The sequence below is a fragment of the Acinetobacter sp. FDAARGOS_559 genome, from assembly GCF_003940475.1.
In the GTDB taxonomy this organism is placed as follows: Bacteria; Pseudomonadota; Gammaproteobacteria; order Pseudomonadales; family Moraxellaceae; genus Acinetobacter; species Acinetobacter baumannii.
The window spans coordinates 827,150-845,558 of record NZ_RKJG01000005.1 but is presented as its reverse complement, the minus strand read 5'-3'; the positions used below and the strand labels follow the sequence as shown (position 1 = coordinate 845,558).

At 40.0% G+C, this 18,409-nt stretch carries 14 protein-coding genes and 2 pseudogenes; 8 read left to right on the top strand and 8 right to left on the bottom strand.

What is annotated here, in order from left to right:
- Positions 1–140: 140 nt before the first annotated feature.
- From cyoE to EGS71_RS05515, 6 genes and pseudogenes are all read right to left on the bottom strand, one after another.
- Positions 141–1,019, bottom strand: a complete 879-nt coding sequence (cyoE, locus tag EGS71_RS05540; protein WP_000915318.1) for a heme o synthase — start codon at positions 1,017–1,019, stop codon at positions 141–143.
- A 10-nt stretch (positions 1,020–1,029) separates the two neighbouring features.
- Positions 1,030–1,359 carry a cytochrome o ubiquinol oxidase subunit IV gene (locus EGS71_RS05535; RefSeq protein ID WP_000094534.1) on the bottom strand — a complete coding sequence of 110 codons (330 nt, stop codon included), beginning with the start codon at positions 1,357–1,359 and terminating at the stop codon, positions 1,030–1,032.
- On the bottom strand, positions 1,359–1,979 hold the full coding sequence (gene cyoC / locus EGS71_RS05530) for a cytochrome o ubiquinol oxidase subunit III (RefSeq protein WP_000852577.1): 621 nt from the start codon (positions 1,977–1,979) through the stop codon (positions 1,359–1,361). The genes EGS71_RS05535 and cyoC overlap by 1 nt, the downstream gene beginning before the upstream one ends.
- A gap of 4 nt (positions 1,980–1,983) precedes the next feature.
- The gene (gene cyoB / locus EGS71_RS05525) at positions 1,984–3,975 is read right to left on the bottom strand and encodes a cytochrome o ubiquinol oxidase subunit I (RefSeq protein WP_000367186.1); all 1,992 of its coding nucleotides are present in this window, start codon (positions 3,973–3,975) and stop codon (positions 1,984–1,986) included.
- 3 nt (positions 3,976–3,978) lie between these two features.
- On the bottom strand, positions 3,979–5,031 hold the full coding sequence (gene cyoA / locus EGS71_RS05520) for a ubiquinol oxidase subunit II (RefSeq protein WP_001250044.1): 1,053 nt from the start codon (positions 5,029–5,031) through the stop codon (positions 3,979–3,981).
- 316 nt (positions 5,032–5,347) lie between these two features.
- Positions 5,348–5,470, bottom strand: a pseudogene (locus EGS71_RS05515) (RDD family protein); the annotation flags it as partial.
- 87 nt (positions 5,471–5,557) lie between these two features.
- Here EGS71_RS05515 and EGS71_RS05510 point away from each other — a divergent pair.
- The 3 genes from EGS71_RS05510 (at position 5,558) to EGS71_RS05500 (ending at position 7,931) form a co-directional block, all read left to right on the top strand.
- Positions 5,558–5,941 carry a transposase gene (locus EGS71_RS05510; RefSeq protein WP_001055589.1) on the top strand — a complete coding sequence of 128 codons (384 nt, stop codon included), beginning with the start codon at positions 5,558–5,560 and terminating at the stop codon, positions 5,939–5,941.
- Entirely contained in the window at positions 5,938–6,273 is a 336-nt protein-coding gene (tnpB, locus tag EGS71_RS05505) for an IS66 family insertion sequence element accessory protein TnpB (protein WP_000619347.1), read from the top strand. The genes EGS71_RS05510 and tnpB overlap by 4 nt, the downstream gene beginning before the upstream one ends.
- 74 nt (positions 6,274–6,347) lie before the next feature.
- Positions 6,348–7,931 (top strand): IS66-like element ISAba25 family transposase, encoded by a 1,584-nt coding sequence (locus EGS71_RS05500; protein WP_001094424.1) that lies wholly within the window; start codon positions 6,348–6,350, stop codon positions 7,929–7,931.
- Between the two features lie 32 nt (positions 7,932–7,963).
- Here EGS71_RS05500 and EGS71_RS05495 read toward each other — a convergent pair.
- Together EGS71_RS05495 and ppsA are read right to left on the bottom strand one after the other, a co-directional pair.
- Positions 7,964–8,602: pseudogene (locus tag EGS71_RS05495) on the bottom strand (RDD family protein); the annotation flags it as partial.
- 64 nt (positions 8,603–8,666) lie between these two features.
- Positions 8,667–11,054: a phosphoenolpyruvate synthase gene (ppsA, locus tag EGS71_RS05490; RefSeq protein WP_000853480.1), complete on the bottom strand. Its 2,388-nt coding sequence runs from the start codon at positions 11,052–11,054 to the stop codon at positions 8,667–8,669.
- Positions 11,055–11,200: 146 nt separating this feature from the next.
- Here ppsA and EGS71_RS05485 point away from each other — a divergent pair, with 146 nt between their 5' ends.
- The 5 genes from EGS71_RS05485 (at position 11,201) to pgaD (ending at position 18,398) form a co-directional block, all read left to right on the top strand.
- Complete coding sequence (locus EGS71_RS05485; protein ID WP_000004354.1) at positions 11,201–12,037, top strand: pyruvate, water dikinase regulatory protein; 837 nt, start codon at positions 11,201–11,203, stop codon at positions 12,035–12,037.
- Between the two features lie 385 nt (positions 12,038–12,422).
- Complete coding sequence (gene pgaA / locus EGS71_RS05480) at positions 12,423–14,861, top strand: poly-beta-1,6 N-acetyl-D-glucosamine exporter porin PgaA (protein WP_000913311.1); 2,439 nt, start codon at positions 12,423–12,425, stop codon at positions 14,859–14,861.
- Positions 14,861–16,690 (top strand): poly-beta-1,6-N-acetyl-D-glucosamine N-deacetylase PgaB, encoded by a 1,830-nt coding sequence (gene pgaB, locus EGS71_RS05475; protein WP_001061298.1) that lies wholly within the window; start codon positions 14,861–14,863, stop codon positions 16,688–16,690. The genes pgaA and pgaB overlap by 1 nt, the downstream gene beginning before the upstream one ends.
- Positions 16,690–17,937 carry a poly-beta-1,6-N-acetyl-D-glucosamine synthase gene (pgaC, locus tag EGS71_RS05470; protein WP_000866237.1) on the top strand — a complete coding sequence of 416 codons (1,248 nt, stop codon included), beginning with the start codon at positions 16,690–16,692 and terminating at the stop codon, positions 17,935–17,937. The genes pgaB and pgaC overlap by 1 nt, the downstream gene beginning before the upstream one ends.
- On the top strand, positions 17,934–18,398 hold the full coding sequence (gene pgaD, locus EGS71_RS05465; RefSeq protein WP_000786637.1) for a poly-beta-1,6-N-acetyl-D-glucosamine biosynthesis protein PgaD: 465 nt from the start codon (positions 17,934–17,936) through the stop codon (positions 18,396–18,398). The genes pgaC and pgaD overlap by 4 nt, the downstream gene beginning before the upstream one ends.
- The last annotated feature ends 11 nt before the right edge of the window (positions 18,399–18,409 follow it).

Sequence of the window (18,409 nt, the reverse complement as noted above, 5' to 3'; positions counted from 1 at the left end):
CAAGGAGTCATAGCTAAAAATATAAATAGCTACGTCGCAAAAAATGCGAAGGCTGAATTATAGGTAAAAATTAGACTAAAAACAAATCTTTTGATGAGAAATATAAAAGTTATTTGAGAGAGGAGGAAATCCTCCCTTAATTAAAAGAGAGGAAGATTTGGAGCAGGGGATTGATAGGTAAAGCTAAAACTTAAACTTAGCAAAGTAATTAAGATTACTGAGTAAAGGAAAAAGCGTTTAGCCCAAAGTTGGTCGTTTTCGGCTTTAAATCCAATAATTGATAAATAAAACCAGTATGCGCTCAAAGCATTAAAGGTAATCAAGAAAAATACATTGGTGTAGCCAAAACAATATAACCCATTCAAAACAGCTGCAAACAACAGGATATAGATTACACATTCAATTTTCGTGCGATAAATGGAACGTGCTACAGGCAAGATAGGAATTCCCGCATTTTTGTAATCATCAAAACGATAAATTGCAATTGCCCAAGAGTGAGGCATTTGCCATAAAGCGTATGCTAAAAACAAAAGCAAGGCTGCCACATCAAATTGATGAGTTACTGCTGTATAACCAATAACAGGAGGGCTCGCTCCGGAGATACTACCAATGACGGTTTGATGGATTGAGGTACGTTTAGTCCACAAACTGTAAAAACCGACATAGACAATAAAACCAATCATTGCAAACAAAAACGCGTAACCATTTACACCAAACCACAAAATGCTAAAACCCATTACTCCGAGTACGAAAGCATATACAAGCGCAACAGTAGGAGAGATGGTTTTTTTAACGAGTGCACGGTTTTGAGTGCGCTGCATCTTTGTATCAATATCTTGATCTATAACATTATTAACCACACAACCTGAAGCAACAACTAATGTTGTTCCAATGAGAGTGAGCAATAATAATAAGATGTCTATAGAGCCTTGGGCGGCTAAGAAGAAGCCGCCCAAGGTGGTAATGAAATTACCGAAGAGAATTCCTGGTTTAGTCAGGAATAAATACTTTTTCAACATGACAATCAGTTTAGATCATCATATTGTAGTGAAGGTAATTCATAATCCACACAGAACCGATTAAAAGTACAGCGATACATAGGATTGTGTAGATAAATGCAATCATATTCCAACGTTGTTCAGATGATGTATTCATGTGTAAGAAGTACACAAGTTGTACAAGAACCTGAGCAACGGCAGTGATTGCAATCACTGTAACCAAAAGACCGCGGCTGAAACCACCCGCCATCACCATCCCGAATGGGATGATGGTAAGGATGACAGAAAGAATAAAGCCAACAGTGTATTGCTTAAAGTTACCGTGTGACGCACCAGCAGCATTATGCTCATGACTACTCATTAGAGAACTCCCAGTAAGTAAACGACGCTGAATACACAGATCCAAACGATGTCAAGGAAGTGCCAGAACAAGCTTAAGCAAGCAAGACGACGTGTATTCGGTAAAGTCAAACCTTTAGTTTTGATTTGATACATCAATACCAACATCCACACTAAACCAGAAGTTACGTGGATACCGTGCGTACCTACCAAAGTAAAGAACGATGATAAGAAAGCACTGTGAGTTGGACCATGACCTTCTTCTACAAGGTGATGGAATTCATAGAGTTCCATCCCGATGAAGGTTGCACCAAAAAGGAATGTAATAAATAACCAAGTGATCACTTGATTTACATTCTTTTTATAAGATGCAAGTACCGCAAAACCAAAAGTTACCGATGAAATCAATAAGGCAAATGTTTCAGTTAACACGTAGCCTAATGATTCATGGAACAGGTCATATGCACTTGGAGTTCCTGGTGGAACATGACTGCTTAATACAGCGAACGCAATGAAGAGTGATCCGAAAAGAATCAAGTCACTCATCAAGTATGTCCAGAAACCAAAGACCGTTAAGTCAGTATCATCATGTTCATGATGACCATCATGGCCGTGGTTGTCGTGATGAAGTACTTCAGCCATTTCCTTAGTCCTTCTTCAAGTGTTTTTCAAGTAAAGCATAGCGTTCGTTTTCAATACGCTCAACTTCTGCAGCTGGAACATAGTAATCAACATTCTTAGTGAATGAGCTTACGATCAAGCTAACAACAGCTGCAACGAATGAAACAACTACGAGCCACCAAATATGCCAGATGAGTGCAAAGCCAAGAAGAGTAATGAACATTGCAATGACAAAACCAGCAGCACGATCAGTCGGCATGTGGATGTCTTCATATTTAGTATTACGTGCGTATGCTACACCGTTTTCTTTGTCAGTCCAGAAACGGTCAATACCGCTTGCATCTGGTTCATGAGCAAAGTTATAGAATGGAGCAGGGGAAGAAGTAGCCCATTCAAGTGTACGAGCATCCCATGGATCGCCTGTGTAGTCCATGTTTTGGTGACGTTGTAAGAAACCAACGATGATTTGCATTAAGAAACATGCAATACCAATCGCAACAAGAACAGCACCGAATAATGCAATCGCAAGGTATGGGTCCCATTCAGGGTTGTCATATGTATTCAAACGACGAGTCATACCCATGAAACCAAGGATATAAAGTGGCATGAATGCAAAATAGAAACCGAAGAACCAGAACCAGAATGCAGCTTTACCCCATGCTTCATTGAGCTTCCAACCAAACATTTTTGGCCAGTAGTAAATGATGCCGGCAAACATACCAAACACCACACCACCGATAATTACGTTATGGAAGTGAGCGATCAAGAATAATGAGTTGTGTACAAGGAAGTCCGCAGGTGGAACAGCCATAAGTACACCAGTTAAACCACCGATACCGAATGTTACAAGGAAGCCAAGCGTCCATAACATTGGAGTAGTAAAGGTGATGCGACCTTTATACATGGTGAATAACCAAGAGAAGATTTTCACACCAGTAGGAATCGCAATAACCATGGTCATGATACCGAAGAACGCGTTAACGTTCGCACCAGCACCCATGGTGAAGAAGTGGTGAAGCCATACAACAAATGCTAATACAGTAATTGCAATTGTTGCATATACCATAGACTTGTAACCGAACAACGCTTTACGAGAGAAGGTTGCAACGATTTCTGAGTATAAACCAAATGCTGGTAATACCAAGATATATACTTCAGGGTGACCCCATGTCCAGATCAAGTTCACATAAAGCATTGGACTACCGCCAAGCTCATTTGTGAAGAAATGGAAACCGAAGTAACGGTCTAATGTAAGCATCGCAAGAGTACCTGTTAATACAGGGAAAGATGCAATGATTAATACAGCCGTACAAAGTGAAGTCCACGTGAAAATAGGCATATCCATCAATTTCATGCCAGGCGCACGCATTTTGATGATGGTAACGAAGAAGTTAACACCAGATAAAAGCGTACCTAGACCAGAAACCTGAAGTGCCCAGATATAGTAGTCAACACCTACACCAGGAGAATATTGAATACCAGACAGAGGAGGGTAAGCCATCCAACCAGTCGCAGCAAATTCACCTAATACAAGTGAAAGCATCATTAAACCAGCAGCACCAGCGAATAACCAGAAGCTTAAAGAGTTTAATAATGGGAAAGCAACGTCACGAGCACCGATCTGTAAAGGTACAGAGATGTTCATCATACCTACAACTAGACCCATTGCTACGAAGAAGATCATGATTACACCGTGTGCGGTGAAGATCTGGTCGTAATGGTCAGGATGTAAATAACCTTCACCACCGCCTTTAGCGAGGAAAAGTTGTAAACGCATCATGATCGCATCGGCGAAACCACGCAAAAGCATGACGACAGATACGATGATATACATGATACCAATTTTTTTATGGTCTACAGTTGTAAACCATTCTTTCCACAAATATCCCCATTTTTTGAAATAGGTGATACCGCCAAGCACAGCAATTGCACCAAGTGCCATAAAGACCATGGTGACAAGTACGATTGGCTCTGTCGGGATAGAGTCCCAACCCAATTTACCAAAAATCATATCCATGTCTTATTCCCCTTGAGCAGCGTGTTCAGCTGCAACATGAGTTTCTGCTGTTGTATGTGCAGCAGAGTGGTCAGCACCATGATAGTTACTCATATAGTGGTTGATAATTGTTTCAAACAATTTTGGTTCAACTGAAGAGTAATAAGTCACAGGGTGTGGCTTAGTCGGGAACGGTTTCATCGCTTCTGCTTTAGCAAGCGCTTCTTGGTCACCAGCAGCTTTAGCACGATTTACTAAATGCTCGATTTGGTGCTTAGAACGATCGCCATCACGTAAGGTTGCCAATTCAGCTTGGTCAAGCGTAGTTTTTTGAACTGCTTCTGGGTTAATGGTTGTACCATTACCTGCTTTAACAGCCGCTACCCATTCGTTGAATTGTTGCTCTGTAACGCTATGCGCTTTGAAACGCATTTGAGAGAAACCATAGCCTGAGTAGTTAGAAGAGAAACCACGATATACACCAGTTTCATTTGCTAACAAATGAAGGTGAGTTTGCATACCTGCCATTGCATAAATCTGACCGCCTAACTGTGGGATGAAGAATGAGTTCATCGTGAAGTTAGAAGTGATTTTGAAACTTAACGGAGTTTTCTCTGGGAAACGTACTTCGTTAACAGTCGCAATGTTTTGTTCAGGATAAATAAAAATCCACTTGAACTGTTCAGCAATAACCTGAATAGTTAAAGGTGCTTTATCTGATTCTAAAGGACGGTATGGGTCATACTTGTGGGAACCCCACCAAGTTAACCAAGCTAAAATACCAATAATAATGACAGGAATACCCCATACTACAACTTCAATTGCAGTTGAGTGTGCCCATGTAGGTTTATAGTCTGCATCTTTATTTGACGCACGATATTTCCAACCAAACCATAATGCCATGATGATTGAAGGAATCACCACAAGTAACATTAAATAGATCGCAGTCATCATAAGGTCACTTTGACCTTGACCAACTGGACCTTTAGAGTTTAGAAGTACCATATCACCACCACACCCAGTCAAAAGTGCGGCAAGCGTTGATAAAGACAATACAGCTAAAATCGTTTGTCTCATTTTACAACCTCGGTGAAGAGTCCCATTCCCTAATTAAATATGGGATAGCGATTAAAGTGTCGCATGATTGAGAACGCTAGTCTTAAAAATTAGACTTCTCAATGATGTGACACCGCTACGTTGTAGGGCATTATGCCTCATATCGACAAACTAAGCTACACATAAAGTCGTCTGAAATAATTGTTTTAAAACCCGATTTTTTTTGTAGGGTATCTAATTTCAACAGAGCTTTTATTTAAATATCAACTCTCTATGGAAAAAAAGGAGGCGAGGTGCCTCCTTTTTTTTAGACATTAAATGAATGAGTCATTTACTATCATTTGATCACTTTTGTTCTTGCAATTTTGTCATGTAGAGCTTGTCGCTTTTGTCCTAATGCAAAAGCATAGTCAATAATTGTACTAATAGGCATAAATAGTAAGTTTAATATAATGAAAACGGTAAGCATCCGGCTAACACAGCCTTACCAAGCGGTCCTATAAGCCTTAATTTAGTTCCCACCTAAAAACAAGTGGGGACTTAATCCATGAACATGGATATATATTCAGCAACACCTCCTGTTGCTAAAAAACGCAGAACATACAGCAAAGAATTCAAACTCAGTATTGTCAATGCCTGTAAAAATCCTAATACCTCGATCGCTTCGGTCGCACTGCAACATAGTATTAATGCCAACCTTGTCAGTCGTTGGATCAGGATCTTCAGCCATCATGAGGGTGCCGTGCAGGATCCTACTCATGTGAATCCAGCATTTATTGCTTTGCCTTACACTGCTGCAATCAGCCAACCTATTGATGAGAGGATCACGTTGTGTATCACCGTGCCTCATACGAATAATGATATTCAGCTAAAATGGCAGACATCAGAAATACCTGCCTTGGCAGAATTACTCAAGGCACTGGCAACATGATCCGTATCAATGAAATTTGGCTCTCTACCCAGCCCATGGATATGCGAGCAGGAATGGATACTGTCATGGCTCAGGTGGTGAGAGCCTTTGGCTACATCAAACCGCATTGCGCCTACCTGTTCTGTAATAAACGTGGTCATCGTATGAAAGTGTTGGTACATGATGGACTGGGCATCTGGCTGTGTGCCCGGCGTTTGGAACAGGGTAAATTTCACTGGGCTCAAGTTCACCAAGGTGAAACCGTGGCCCTCAGCCCGGAACAGTTACAGGCATTAATCCAAGGTTTGCCCTGGCAGAGAATTGGATTGCAGCAAGTGGTGAATATGCTCTAAACCAAGCTCGACCATTCTGCCATCCTCCAAACGTTCTATTTCATTCTCTTCATGACCTCAGGCATACTGCGGTCATGAATACGCTGCCTGACTTAAGCCAACTGACCCATGAACAACTGCTGGAATTCACCAGACAGTTGGCGATGCAGCATCAGTCTCTAGCACAATCAAACCAACAATTGGATGCCAAAGTTCAACATCTTTCTATTCTCAATCAAAAATACGAGCATGAACTGGCGCTGTTTAAAAAGCACAAATTCGCCCAAAAGAATGAACACTTAACGGCAAAACAAATCCACCTATGGGATGAAGCGGTTGAAGAAGATATTGCTGCTGTTGATCTGGAATTAGAACGATTAAATGCAGATAAAACCGATGCAGCGACACAGAAAGCCAAAACCAATAAACCTAAACGTCGACCACTGCCAGATCATCTACACACCATCCGTATTGAGCATGAACCTGCATCAACCCAATGCACTTGTGGATGCCAACTCCGTCGTATCGGCGAAGATGTCAGTGAGAAACTGCATTTCAGACCGGCACAGTTCTATAAGGAACAGCATGTGCGTGGTAAATGGGTCTGTGATCAGTGTGACACTCTGACTCAGCAAGCGATGCCCGCCTATGTGATTGATAAAGGCATTGCTTCACCTGAATTGCTCAGCCATGTGCTGGTATCGAAGTATGCCGATCATTTGCCGCTGTACCGTCAACGTCTGATCTATCAGCGGGCGGGAATCGAACTTTCTAGATCAACTTTATCTGACTGGATAGGTCGCTGCGGTGTAGAACTGGAACCTCTGGCCAATGCCTTAAAAGAGGTGGTGCTGCAACAGCGGGTGCTGCATGCAGATGAAACACCGGTCACCATCATGCGGATGGGTGAGAATGAGAAAAAACCGAAGAAAGGTTATGTCTGGGCCTATGCCACCACACAGTACAATCCAGTTCAGGCGGTGATCTATGACTTTCAGGATAGTCGTTCAGGCCAGCATGCTGCAGAGTTCTTGAAAGGCTGGCAGGGCAATCTAGTCTGTGATGATTACAGTGGTTATAAAGCACGCTTTAAATCAGGCCAGGTCATAGAGGTCGGCTGCATGGCCCATGCACGTCGTAAATTCCATGAACTGCATGTGACCGGGAAAAGTCAGGTCGCTGAACAGGCATTGGTGCTGATTCAGAAACTGTATGCGATAGAAGCAGAACTCAGGAAAAAGACCGATGGTACAGCGGAAGACCGCCGCGAATACCGACAACAGCATAGTCAACCAGTGATGCAACAACTATATGAATGGCTCAACCAACATCATCTGACAGTGCCATCGAGTTCTCCCACCGCCAAGGCCATCAATTACACTCTGAAGCGTTGGCCAGCCTTAAGCCGCTATCTGGATGATGGCAATCTACCGATATGCAACAATTGGGTAGAGAATCAGATGCGTCCCTGGGCGTTGGGGCGCAAGAACTGGCTGTTTGCAGGTTCGCTGCGCAGTGGTCAGCGAGCGGCAAACATCATGACTTTAATCCAGTCAGCAAAGCTGAATGGGCTGGATCCGTATGCCTATTTAAGTGATGTGCTGAAAAGGTTACCGACACATAAAGTGACCCAGATTGAAGAGTTACTGCCGCACTGCTGGAAACCTAAATCGAATTAAAAAATAGGTATGGGATTCAGCGGACGCTTACTGAAAACGACACTTCTTAGAAGGAAGATACGCGTTAAATTAACTTTACCATTGGTTTCGGCATCGACAATTCTAATTCCGACAATTTTTTTACCAATACTTTGCCCAAACTTAGTCAATAAAAATGCTTGAATAGCGAGCATTATGACGACATAAAGTAGCATTGTATGCCAAGCTTCTATAGGAATAAGGGTAAAAAGCTGCTGTTGGAGTTCAGCTGCTTTAGTTGATGCAACTTCTGCAGATTGCATCTGTTTTTGTAACTCAAAAAGTTGTTTATATTGAGCTTCATTAAAGAAAAAAGACGGAATAGCTGCAATAGGTAGCCAAAGTAATAAGTCAATAATTTTTGCAAGAGCACGAGACGAAATTGAAGCAAGCTCGTGTGTTTTAGTTTCTACACGAATGTGCTGAATGGTCTCATTATAAGGCGTATTTGTATTTGCTGAAAAAGCAGAATAACCAGTAGGTTGATATACAAGTTTACCTTGGGTTAATTCTCCTAAAGCTTTCCATTCTGTCATGCCTTCATGCCAAGCTAAATCAGTAAGCAAAACTTGTTGACTTGCCAACATTTGATTTAGTTGTTCTAAGGTGTAAGGCCCAGCTTGTTGATTATTACGTGCCAAGTAAATTTGCATAAGTAAAAATTCTCTATTCTAAAGATGAAAAAAGACCCACGGATGGGTCTTTTTTTATAACAAATTAGATTTGCTTGATTTTTTCTTCAGCAAGGAAGAACCATGTGTCTAAAACCGAGTCAGGGTTAAGAGATACTGATTCAATGCCTTGCTCCATTAACCATTTTGCAAGGTCTGGGTGGTCTGATGGTCCTTGACCACAGATACCGACATATTTACCCGCTTTACGACAAGCATGAATTGCCATAGAAAGGAGAGCTTTTACAGCAGCATCACGCTCATCGAACAAGTGAGAAACAATACCAGAGTCACGGTCAAGACCAAGTGTTAACTGAGTTAAGTCGTTAGAACCGATAGAGAAGCCGTCGAAGTGTTCAAGGAATTGTTCAGCTAACAATGCATTAGTTGGTAATTCACACATCATGATGACTTTTAAGCCATTCTCACCACGCTTCAAGCCATTTTGAGCTAATAACTCAATAACGCGTTTCGCTTCAGACACTGTACGTACGAATGGGATCATGATTTGGATGTTAGTTAAACCCATTTCATCACGAACTTTTTTAAGTGCGCGGCATTCAAGTTCGAAACAGTCACGGAAATTGTCCGAAACATAACGGCTTGCGCCACGGAAGCCAAGCATTGGGTTTTCTTCTTCTGGCTCGTATAACTTACCACCAATAAGATTCGCATATTCATTTGACTTAAAGTCAGACATACGAACAATAACTGGTTTATCAGCAAATGCTGCTGCAAGTGTAGCAATACCTTCAACTAGTTTTTCAACATAGAATTCTACAGGTGATGCATAACCAGCTGTACGGGTCATTACCGCAGCACGAGTTTCGCGAGGCAAGCTTTCAATGTTCAGAAGAGCTTTAGGGTGAACACCGATCATACGGTTAATAATGAACTCTAGACGAGCAAGTCCAATACCTTCGTTTGGAATTTGAGCAAAGTCAAAGGCACGGTCAGGGTTACCTACGTTCATCATGATTTTGAATGAAAGTTTAGGCATAGATTCGATAGAGTTACGTTGAACTTCAAAATCTAACGCGCCTTCGTAGATGAAACCAGTGTCGCCTTCAGCACAAGAAACAGTAACTTCTTGACCATCAGTCAATACTTCAGTTGCGTTACCACAACCTACGATTGCTGGTACGCCAAGTTCACGGGCAATAATTGCAGCGTGACAAGTACGGCCACCACGGTTAGTAATGATGGCAGCAGCACGTTTCATTACTGGTTCCCAATCTGGGTCAGTCATGTCTGATACAAGTACGTCACCGTCTTGTACTTTGTCCATTTCTTTAATTGAGTTAACAATACGGACTTTACCAGAACCAATACGTTGACCGATTGAACGGCCTTCACAAAGTACAGTACCTTTTTGCTTGAGTAGGTAGCGTTCCATTGTGCCGACATTTTGACGGCTCTTTACAGTTTCAGGACGAGCTTGAACAATATAGATTTGACCATCGTCACCATCTTTTGCCCACTCGATATCCATTGGAGCGCCATAGTGCTTTTCGATAATAAGCGCTTGTTTCGCTAACTCTTGTAACTCGTGATCATTTAACGCGAATTGTTGACGTTCTTGTTTTTCAACGTCTACAACTACAACAGATTTACCCGCTGAACCTTCTTCACCATAAATCATTTTCTGGTGCTTAGAACCAAGGTTACGGCGTAATACCGCGTGTTTACCTGCATTTAATAATGGTTTAGAAAGATAGAATTCATCCGGGTTAACGGCACCTTGTACAACCATTTCACCTAAACCGTAAGATGCAGTAATAAATACAACATCACGGAAGCCAGACTCAGTATCAAGGGTAAACATTACGCCTGCAGCGCCAGTTTCAGAGCGAACCATACGTTGAACACCAGCAGAAAGCGCAACTAGACTGTGTTCAAAACCTTGGTGAACGCGATATGCAATAGCACGGTCATTAAATAATGATGCAAATACTTCTTTTACAGCAATTAATACGTTATCAATACCGCGAATATTCAAGAAAGTTTCTTGCTGACCGGCGAACGATGCATCCGGTAAGTCTTCTGCAGTAGCAGACGAACGAACAGCAACAGCAATATCTGGATTACCATTTGAAAGTGCAGCAAATGCTTCACGAATTTCTTGTTCTAAGCCAGGTGTAAGTGGAGTCTCTACAATCCATTGACGAATTTTAGCGCCAGTTTCTGCTAAGGCATTTACATCGTCAACGTTAAGCTCTGCAAGTTCTGCTTGAATTCGAGCGTTAAGACCGCTTTGGTCTAAGAACTCACGATAGGCATCAGCAGTTGTTGCAAAACCACCAGGTACCGATACACCAGCATTTGATAAATGGCTGATCATTTCACCCAAAGATGAGTTTTTCCCACCTACGAGTTCGACATCGTGTTTCCCTAATTTTTCTAGACCGATTACGCGCGCTTCCAAAGTTTTCACTCCACTTTTGCAGTATTAATGTCTATCTTGGCATGAAATTAAAAAATAAAGTGCTTAGTTGAGAATTTTACTAAGCGACAGTCATGTAAGATCAGTTTACTATAAAGATTATATAGCACTAAGACAAATGTTTAAGGAGAATTTTAATGTCAGAAAGTAAACAATTTAAGCGGAGTGTTTTTTTTATTTCTGATGGAACTGCGATTACTGCCGAGACCCTTGGACATTCGTTATTAGCCCAATTTCCTAACGTAGATTTTGATATTCACATCATGCCTTATATCACCACTGAAGAGGCCGCAATGGCAGTGGTGGTCGAGATTAACAAGTGTCAGACCAGAGATGGTTGCCTGCCATTAGTATTTGATACTTTGGTCGATCCGCATGTGCGAGAAATTATTAATACGGCTAAAGCGGTTAATCTGGATGTGTTTGAAGGGTTAATTAGTAAGCTGGAACAGGAGCTTGGAACCCCGCCTACAACTTTAGTCGGACAGACTCATGCCGTGACCGATTCGGAGTATTACAAGGCCCGGATTGATGCTGTTCATTTTGCGCTTGATAATGATGATGGAGCACGTACCCGCCATTATGACAAAGCCGATTTAATTTTAATTGGCGTGTCTCGTTCCGGTAAAACACCGACTTCTATTTATCTATCTTTGCAATTTGGTATACGTGTTGCTAACTATCCTTTAACCGAAGAAGATTTAGACGATAATCGTTTACCGGCAGTTTTAAGAGAGCACCGCAGTAAATTATTTGGTTTGATGATTGATGCTGAGCGCTTGGTTGCCATTCGAAGTGAACGTAAAGCGAATAGCCGATATGCAAGCTTTAGTCAGTGTCAGATGGAGTTGCGAGCTATTGAAGGTATTTATATTTCTGAGGGAATTAAATACTTAAATGTTACCGAAATGTCGATTGAAGAAATTTCTACTCGTATTTTACAAATGACAGGTTTAAAACGTCGTATTGGTTAATTAAGTCAATTATTTATTTTAACCATTCAATTTAAACTTTATTAATATGATTAAATTGAATGGTTTTAAATATAAAACAAATTAAAAATAAAAGTTTTAAATATAAAACCATTTATATAAAAATGTTTTTGATTGGTTAATGTTAAGTGTGTTTTGTGCAAATTAAATATATTCAAAAAGAATAATTTTGAAAAGAAATGTATATAAAAGAATAATCTATATTTTTATAAATGTTTGTTTTTAGGTGGCTTTTAAAAAAACAAATACTTTTTTTCTCCATATTTATCATTTGTGATTGAAGTTGCTGGTTATTTGATTATTGTGATGTGAGTCACATTTTTAACTATACTTTCCCATCTCGATATGGGACTATTCGATTCTCAAAATGCTAAAGAAATGTGTTTTTTCATTGGTCTATCTCTTGCCAATTCATTTATACGCTGCTCAGGTTGATGTATTGCGTGAGCAAGCTATTCAAAATTATAGAGCAGGACAAACTCAACAAGCTGTATCTCAACTAGATCAATTGCTAAATAAATACCCGCATGATCAAAAGCTGCTTGCTGATTATCTGTTTATTATGTCAAGTGAAAAAAGGGATCTTACGAATTTTTCACGATTTTTGGTAAATATTAATTATGTAGGCTTTCCAGAATATGCAAAGTTACCTTTAATTCAAAATTTTCGTGATTTTAAGCATTTTAAAACTGCAATTGACTGGTCAAATAAGTTCAATATTCAAAAGTCAGTTGATGGCCGTATTTTATTATCGGTTTTGTATGCTGAAGCTCAAGATGTGGCGAATGCTAAAGATCAGTTGTCGAAGATCGATATTAAAGGTTTAACTGCTGATCAGTTGGTACGGGTTGCATATGCTTATCGTTTAATAAATTTACCCGTAGATGCTTTAGCTACAGTTGAGCATGCTTATCAACAACAACCAAAATCTTCATCTGTTTTACAAGAATATGTTTACGATTTAATTGCTATTGGCTCATATAAAAAGGCACAGCAATTGCTGCAAGCGAGCGAAAAAACTGAACAAACAGTGCAAATGTTGCAGACTTTACAAGTTAGTGAGTTTTCTCAACATATCAACAATGCAATTGCTCGATATAAATATTTAAATCGTGAAGGACTAGCCGATGCCGAAAGCTTTGCTGAATTAGATAAAGTGCTGGAGCAAGGACAAAAAATGCATCAGCAAATGAATCCTTCCGATCCTAATTACTTACGGTTTTATTACGATTATTTATATGGATTAGATTTTAGAGGGCGTTCAAAAGCGGTTATAGAGAGTTTCACCCAGTTGAATATTCCACTCGGAAAATTACCGGCATATGTACGTCATGCAATTGCGGATAGTTATTTGGCGGAGCAAAAACCGAAACAGGCCGAGTTTGCTTATAAAACGCTTTTAAGTGAAAAGAATTATCCGGATATGACCGTTTATACGGGACTGTATTATTCTTATATTGAACAAGAAAAATATAAGGAAGCTGAACAACTTCTCGCTGAAGTTGATCGGCTTATTCCAACTTATAAATATAGTCAGGCTAAGGGTGTAGATAAAACCAGTCATCCTGATCGTGATGATTATATTGCTTTACAAGGAATGCATTTAGCCTATGCTAATCATCTGAATCAAGCTGAAAAGCATTTTCAAAAAAAAGTAGAGCAGGCGCCTGCGAATGAGAGCCTGATTAATAATCTTGCGCGTGTAGAACGTTGGAGAGAAAAACCGCTAGAGGCAAAAAAAACAATTTCCCGGTTAAATGGTATAGATCCGATTGCTAAAGACACCCGCATTAATGAAATGCAAAATGCTCAAGCTTTAGGTGATATTCCGACATGGCGAAAAACGACTCAAAACTTAGTGCAATATTACCCTGATGATAGTGGGGTCATTAAAAGTCGAAAAGAATTAGAAGATCGTAATAGAGCCACAATTTCACACTCAACCACTTGGGGGCAAAGTAAGGCCGACGGTCGCGATACTGTAAGTGGGCAGAATGGTTTAAAAGACCGTGAAATGGAAACGCGTCTTAATAGCCCTTGGATTAAGGATAATTATCGTTTATTCGCTTGGCATCAAGATCGTTATGGTGAGTACCGTTTTGGCGATGTGCATGACCAGCGTTATGGGGTCGGAGCAGAATGGCAGGCGAACCGTAAGGCGTTGGCGGCAATTGTGTCGCAAAGTACGGATGGTGGACAAGCAGGAGTCCGTCTTGATTGGTCCCAATGGCTAAATGACCACTGGCAGTATCAATTGCAATATAACAGTCAGGCTGACATTCCTCTACAAGCCCTTCATGCAGGGGAAGATGGTCAATCTTACCGAGCTGCTGTCACATGGCAAAAAGATGAATCTCGCCAGATTGGCGCGAGTTACGGTTTAACTGATATTAGTGATGGTAACAAACAACAAGAATTTTCAACATTTTGGCGTGAAAGACTATTCGACGCACCTCATCATATTACGTATGGCACTGTTCGAGGTTTCTACGGTACTAACAGCCAAGATCAAACAGCTTATTTTAGTCCAAGTTCACATTACAGCGCTGAGTTGAACTTAAGTCATGATTGGGTGACTTGGCGTGAATATGAGCGTTCATTTAAACAGCATTTTGAAGCGGGTGTAGGCCTTTATAAACAGGCCGATTACTCTGCTAAACCCACTTACTCTTTGCAATATCAACATCAATGGCAGCTATCACGGACATGGCAGCTCAATTATGGAATTGGTTGGCAATACCATCCTTACGATGGTCATGATGAACAACATACCTACGGTATTTTTGGATTTGAAGGGCGTTTTTAATGAATAATTTATTGTCGAAGATGTTGGGCTGTGCCTTGATCTCAACATTGTTGCCTCTGCAATTTGCATATGCCCAGATAGAAAAAGATTTACCAAAAAATCATACGGTTTCTTTAACTTTTCATGATGTCAGAGATGATGTCTTAAAAGAAGGGGATCGGGATATTTATGCAATCCAAACGAAAAATTTAGCACAGTTCTTTGACTGGTTAAGTCAATCTGACTGGAAGCCCATTCGCTTAAAAGATATTGAAGAAGCGCGTAAACAAGGTAAGGAATTACCTCATAATTCTATTTTGTTAACTTTCGATGATGGCGCTTTAAGTAGTTATAGCCGTGTATTTCCATTACTTAAGCAATATCAGATTCCAGCAGTATTTGCACTTCCGACCAGTTGGCTAAATGGGAATACACAAGCTGGCTATGAAGCTTATGGACAAGGAAATCTAGTCAATTGGAAGCAAGTGCGAGAAATGCAAGCTTCGGGCTTAGCCGAGTTTGCAAGTCATAGTGATAATTTGCACCATGGAGTATTGGCTAATCCCCAAGGGAATGAACAGCCTGCTGCGACTTCTTACGCGTATTTAAAATCACAAAAGCGTTATGAAACGGATGCAGAATATCAACAACGTATTTTGCAGGACTTAAAAAAATCATACGCCGTTTTAAAGAAAGAAGTGGGTGTTGAACCTAAGGCAATTATTTGGCCTTATGGTGCTGTGAATGAGCAATTAGAAAAATTGTCTCAAGAAGCCGGCTTTATTTTTTCTTTCAGTTTAGGGCGTGATGGAATGAATAGAGTGAGTGACTCGACTTTTAAACGTAGTTTGGTCACTAATAATCCTACAGCTGAGCAGTTAACAGAGGGTATGATCAATATTCTCAACTTTGAAGAATTAGATTTATTTAAGCAACCTCGCCACTTTGTGAGTATGGACTTAAAACAATTAGCTGCTTCAACTAATACTCAGTCAGATGAGAAACTAGGGTTATTGTTATCCAAGCTTTATAGCTTAAAAAATAACACATTGATATTGAAACCTTTAGATGATCAAGATGGCGATGGGCAGTATGACATTGCTTATTTCCCAACAAATCAACTAAGCGTCCAGCAAGATATTTTGAACCGAACTTTATGGCAGGCACAAACTCGTGCCGGACAGTCGGTTATTTTAGAGTTGCCTGTATATCCTCAAAAAAATAAACCGTTTTTGGTGGCAGATTTAGCGAAGGATATCGCACGTTTCAATAGTAATTTAAGTGGTATTCAACTTAATGCTGGAACCACTTTAAATTGTGCTATGCAAAGCACAACAATAAAAGAAAATGCCTGTGCTGACCAATTAAAACAGCTTACATATGTGAGCCAGCTTACTCAAAAGGCTGTGAAGCCTTATTTAAACATGAGTAATCAGGCTCAGTTTAGTTTATTGCTTACACCTGATTTTGAACATATCAAAAATTTACCAACGCTTTTAAAAACGCTTTTATCCCAACATGATTTAGTAAATCTTAAGTTCAATATAGTGGGTAAGCAAAAACAGTTTAATCACGTATTAGCACTTTTAAATACGCTTGATTCGAAATATAAACAGCGCATTATGCTGACTTTATCATTACCCGAAAATAGTCAGCAAAATGCCTGGCAAGAAGTGAAACAAGGTCTTTTCAATATTCAGCGCATAGGTATTCAGAAATTTGGTATTGATGGCTATACCAATGAAAACTCAAAAAATGTTCATGAATATTTATATAACCCGATTAGCTTGAATTCGAGTTCGGTCATATATCAACCCTTTGCAGGTCTCGCGACTGAGGGGAAAAAGTAATGAAAGTATTACTCGATATTTTATTTGCTTTTGCCTTTTTATATCCGTTGCTGATGGCTTGGACATGGATGGTAGGAGGTCTCTGGTTTTTTTTTAAAAGGGAATATCATGAGCAGCAACTGCCTGAACCATCAAGTGAAGGGTGCAGTATTATTATTCCTTGCTTTAACGAAGAAGCTCAGGTCCGACAAACGATTCGTTATGCCTTACAAACAAAATATCCGAATTTTGAAGTCATTGCTGTAAATGACGGAAGTAGTGACAGCACTGCCGAAATTCTTGATGAACTGGCAGCTCAAGATGCCCGATTAAGAGTTGTGCACCTGGCAGAAAACCAAGGTAAGGCCGTAGCTTTAAGATCGGGAGTGTTAGTAAGTAAATACGAATATCTAGTTTGTATTGACGGAGATGCTTTATTACATCCTCATGCAGTACTTTGGCTTATGCAGCCTTTTTTGAATTTTCCAAGAATTGGTGCTGTAACTGGGAATCCTAGAATTTTAAATCGCTCAAGTATTTTAGGTAAATTACAAGTTGGCGAGTTCTCTTCAATTATTGGCTTGATTAAGCGCGCACAAAGAACATATGGCCGTATTTTTACAGTATCAGGTGTAATTGCAGCATTTAGAAAGACCGCTTTGGTTCGCGTGGGCTTTTGGTCTGATGACAAAATTACGGAAGATATTGATATCTCTTGGAAGCTCCAAATGGACCATTGGGACATTCAATATATTCCTCAAGCACTTTGTTATATCTATATGCCGGAAACCTTTAAAGGCCTTTGGAAACAGCGTTTACGCTGGGCACAAGGTGGGGTAGAGGTATTATTAGAATATATTCCTAAAATGTTCAAACTCCGCTTGCGCCGTATGTGGCCGGTAATGCTCGAAGCTTTAGTCAGCATTATTTGGTCATATGTGATGATTATGATTTTTATTCTATTTTTTGTGGGATTGTTTGTGGATTTACCGCAACAATTTCAAATTAATTCACTCATGCCGCAGTGGTATGGCGTGATATTAGGTGGAACATGTCTTGTCCAATTTCTAGTAAGTTTATGGATAGACCATCGTTATGATCGTGGTCGGCTTTTTAGAAATTATTTTTGGGTAATTTGGTATCCATTATTTTTCTGGTTACTGACGTTATTTACCAGTGTTGTTGCAGTACCTAAGACTATTTTTAACACCAAAAAACGTGCTCGTTGGGTAAGCCCTGACCGAGGCTTCCGTGGAGATCATTCATGAAAAATGATGCAAATATCGACGTAGAAGTTTTAGATATACCTGAATATATTGATCAGCCTGAATATGTGAAAAATAAAACCGCAAACTATACGTTACAAACAATAGGTTGGTTTTGTTTAATGTGGCTGCTTTTTCCACTCGTTTCATTATTTTTATGGATTTTTGAAGGGCACCTCATCTATGACTATGTGTGGGTAGATCATGTTTCAGAAGTGAAAACTTTATTGCATTTACTTCTGTTAATAGGTCTGAGCGCGCTCATTTTAATTTTATGGGCAAGTTATAACTGGCTTAGATTTCATGGAGATGATCGCCGCAGCAAAGCTCCGAATAGCTCTGTTGAGTTGCTGGCCTCACAATTTATGGTCAGTACCGAATCATTATTAGAATTACAAAAGTCTCAGCGCATCATCTTACATTATGATGAGCAGGGGTATTTAACTCGATATGATTTGAAATGAGTGAAAAAAAG

What these genes read in the sequence shown, in the direction of transcription:
- cyoE (WP_000915318.1), bottom strand. Translation starts at nt 1,019, where the DNA reads ATGTTGAAAAAGTATTTATTCCTGACTAAACCAGGAATTCTCTTCGGT.
- EGS71_RS05535 (WP_000094534.1), bottom strand. Translation starts at nt 1,359, where the DNA reads ATGAGTAGTCATGAGCATAATGCTGCTGGTGCGTCACACGGTAACTTT.
- cyoC (WP_000852577.1), bottom strand. Translation starts at nt 1,979, where the DNA reads ATGGCTGAAGTACTTCATCACGACAACCACGGCCATGATGGTCATCAT.
- cyoB (WP_000367186.1), bottom strand. Translation starts at nt 3,975, where the DNA reads ATGGATATGATTTTTGGTAAATTGGGTTGGGACTCTATCCCGACAGAG.
- cyoA (WP_001250044.1), bottom strand. Translation starts at nt 5,031, where the DNA reads ATGAGACAAACGATTTTAGCTGTATTGTCTTTATCAACGCTTGCCGCA.
- EGS71_RS05510 (WP_001055589.1), top strand. Translation starts at nt 5,558, where the DNA reads ATGAACATGGATATATATTCAGCAACACCTCCTGTTGCTAAAAAACGC.
- tnpB (WP_000619347.1), top strand. Translation starts at nt 5,938, where the DNA reads ATGATCCGTATCAATGAAATTTGGCTCTCTACCCAGCCCATGGATATG.
- EGS71_RS05500 (WP_001094424.1), top strand. Translation starts at nt 6,348, where the DNA reads ATGAATACGCTGCCTGACTTAAGCCAACTGACCCATGAACAACTGCTG.
- EGS71_RS05485 (WP_000004354.1), top strand. Translation starts at nt 11,201, where the DNA reads ATGTCAGAAAGTAAACAATTTAAGCGGAGTGTTTTTTTTATTTCTGAT.
- pgaA (WP_000913311.1), top strand. Translation starts at nt 12,423, where the DNA reads ATGCTAAAGAAATGTGTTTTTTCATTGGTCTATCTCTTGCCAATTCAT.
- pgaB (WP_001061298.1), top strand. Translation starts at nt 14,861, where the DNA reads ATGAATAATTTATTGTCGAAGATGTTGGGCTGTGCCTTGATCTCAACA.
- pgaC (WP_000866237.1), top strand. Translation starts at nt 16,690, where the DNA reads ATGAAAGTATTACTCGATATTTTATTTGCTTTTGCCTTTTTATATCCG.
- pgaD (WP_000786637.1), top strand. Translation starts at nt 17,934, where the DNA reads ATGAAAAATGATGCAAATATCGACGTAGAAGTTTTAGATATACCTGAA.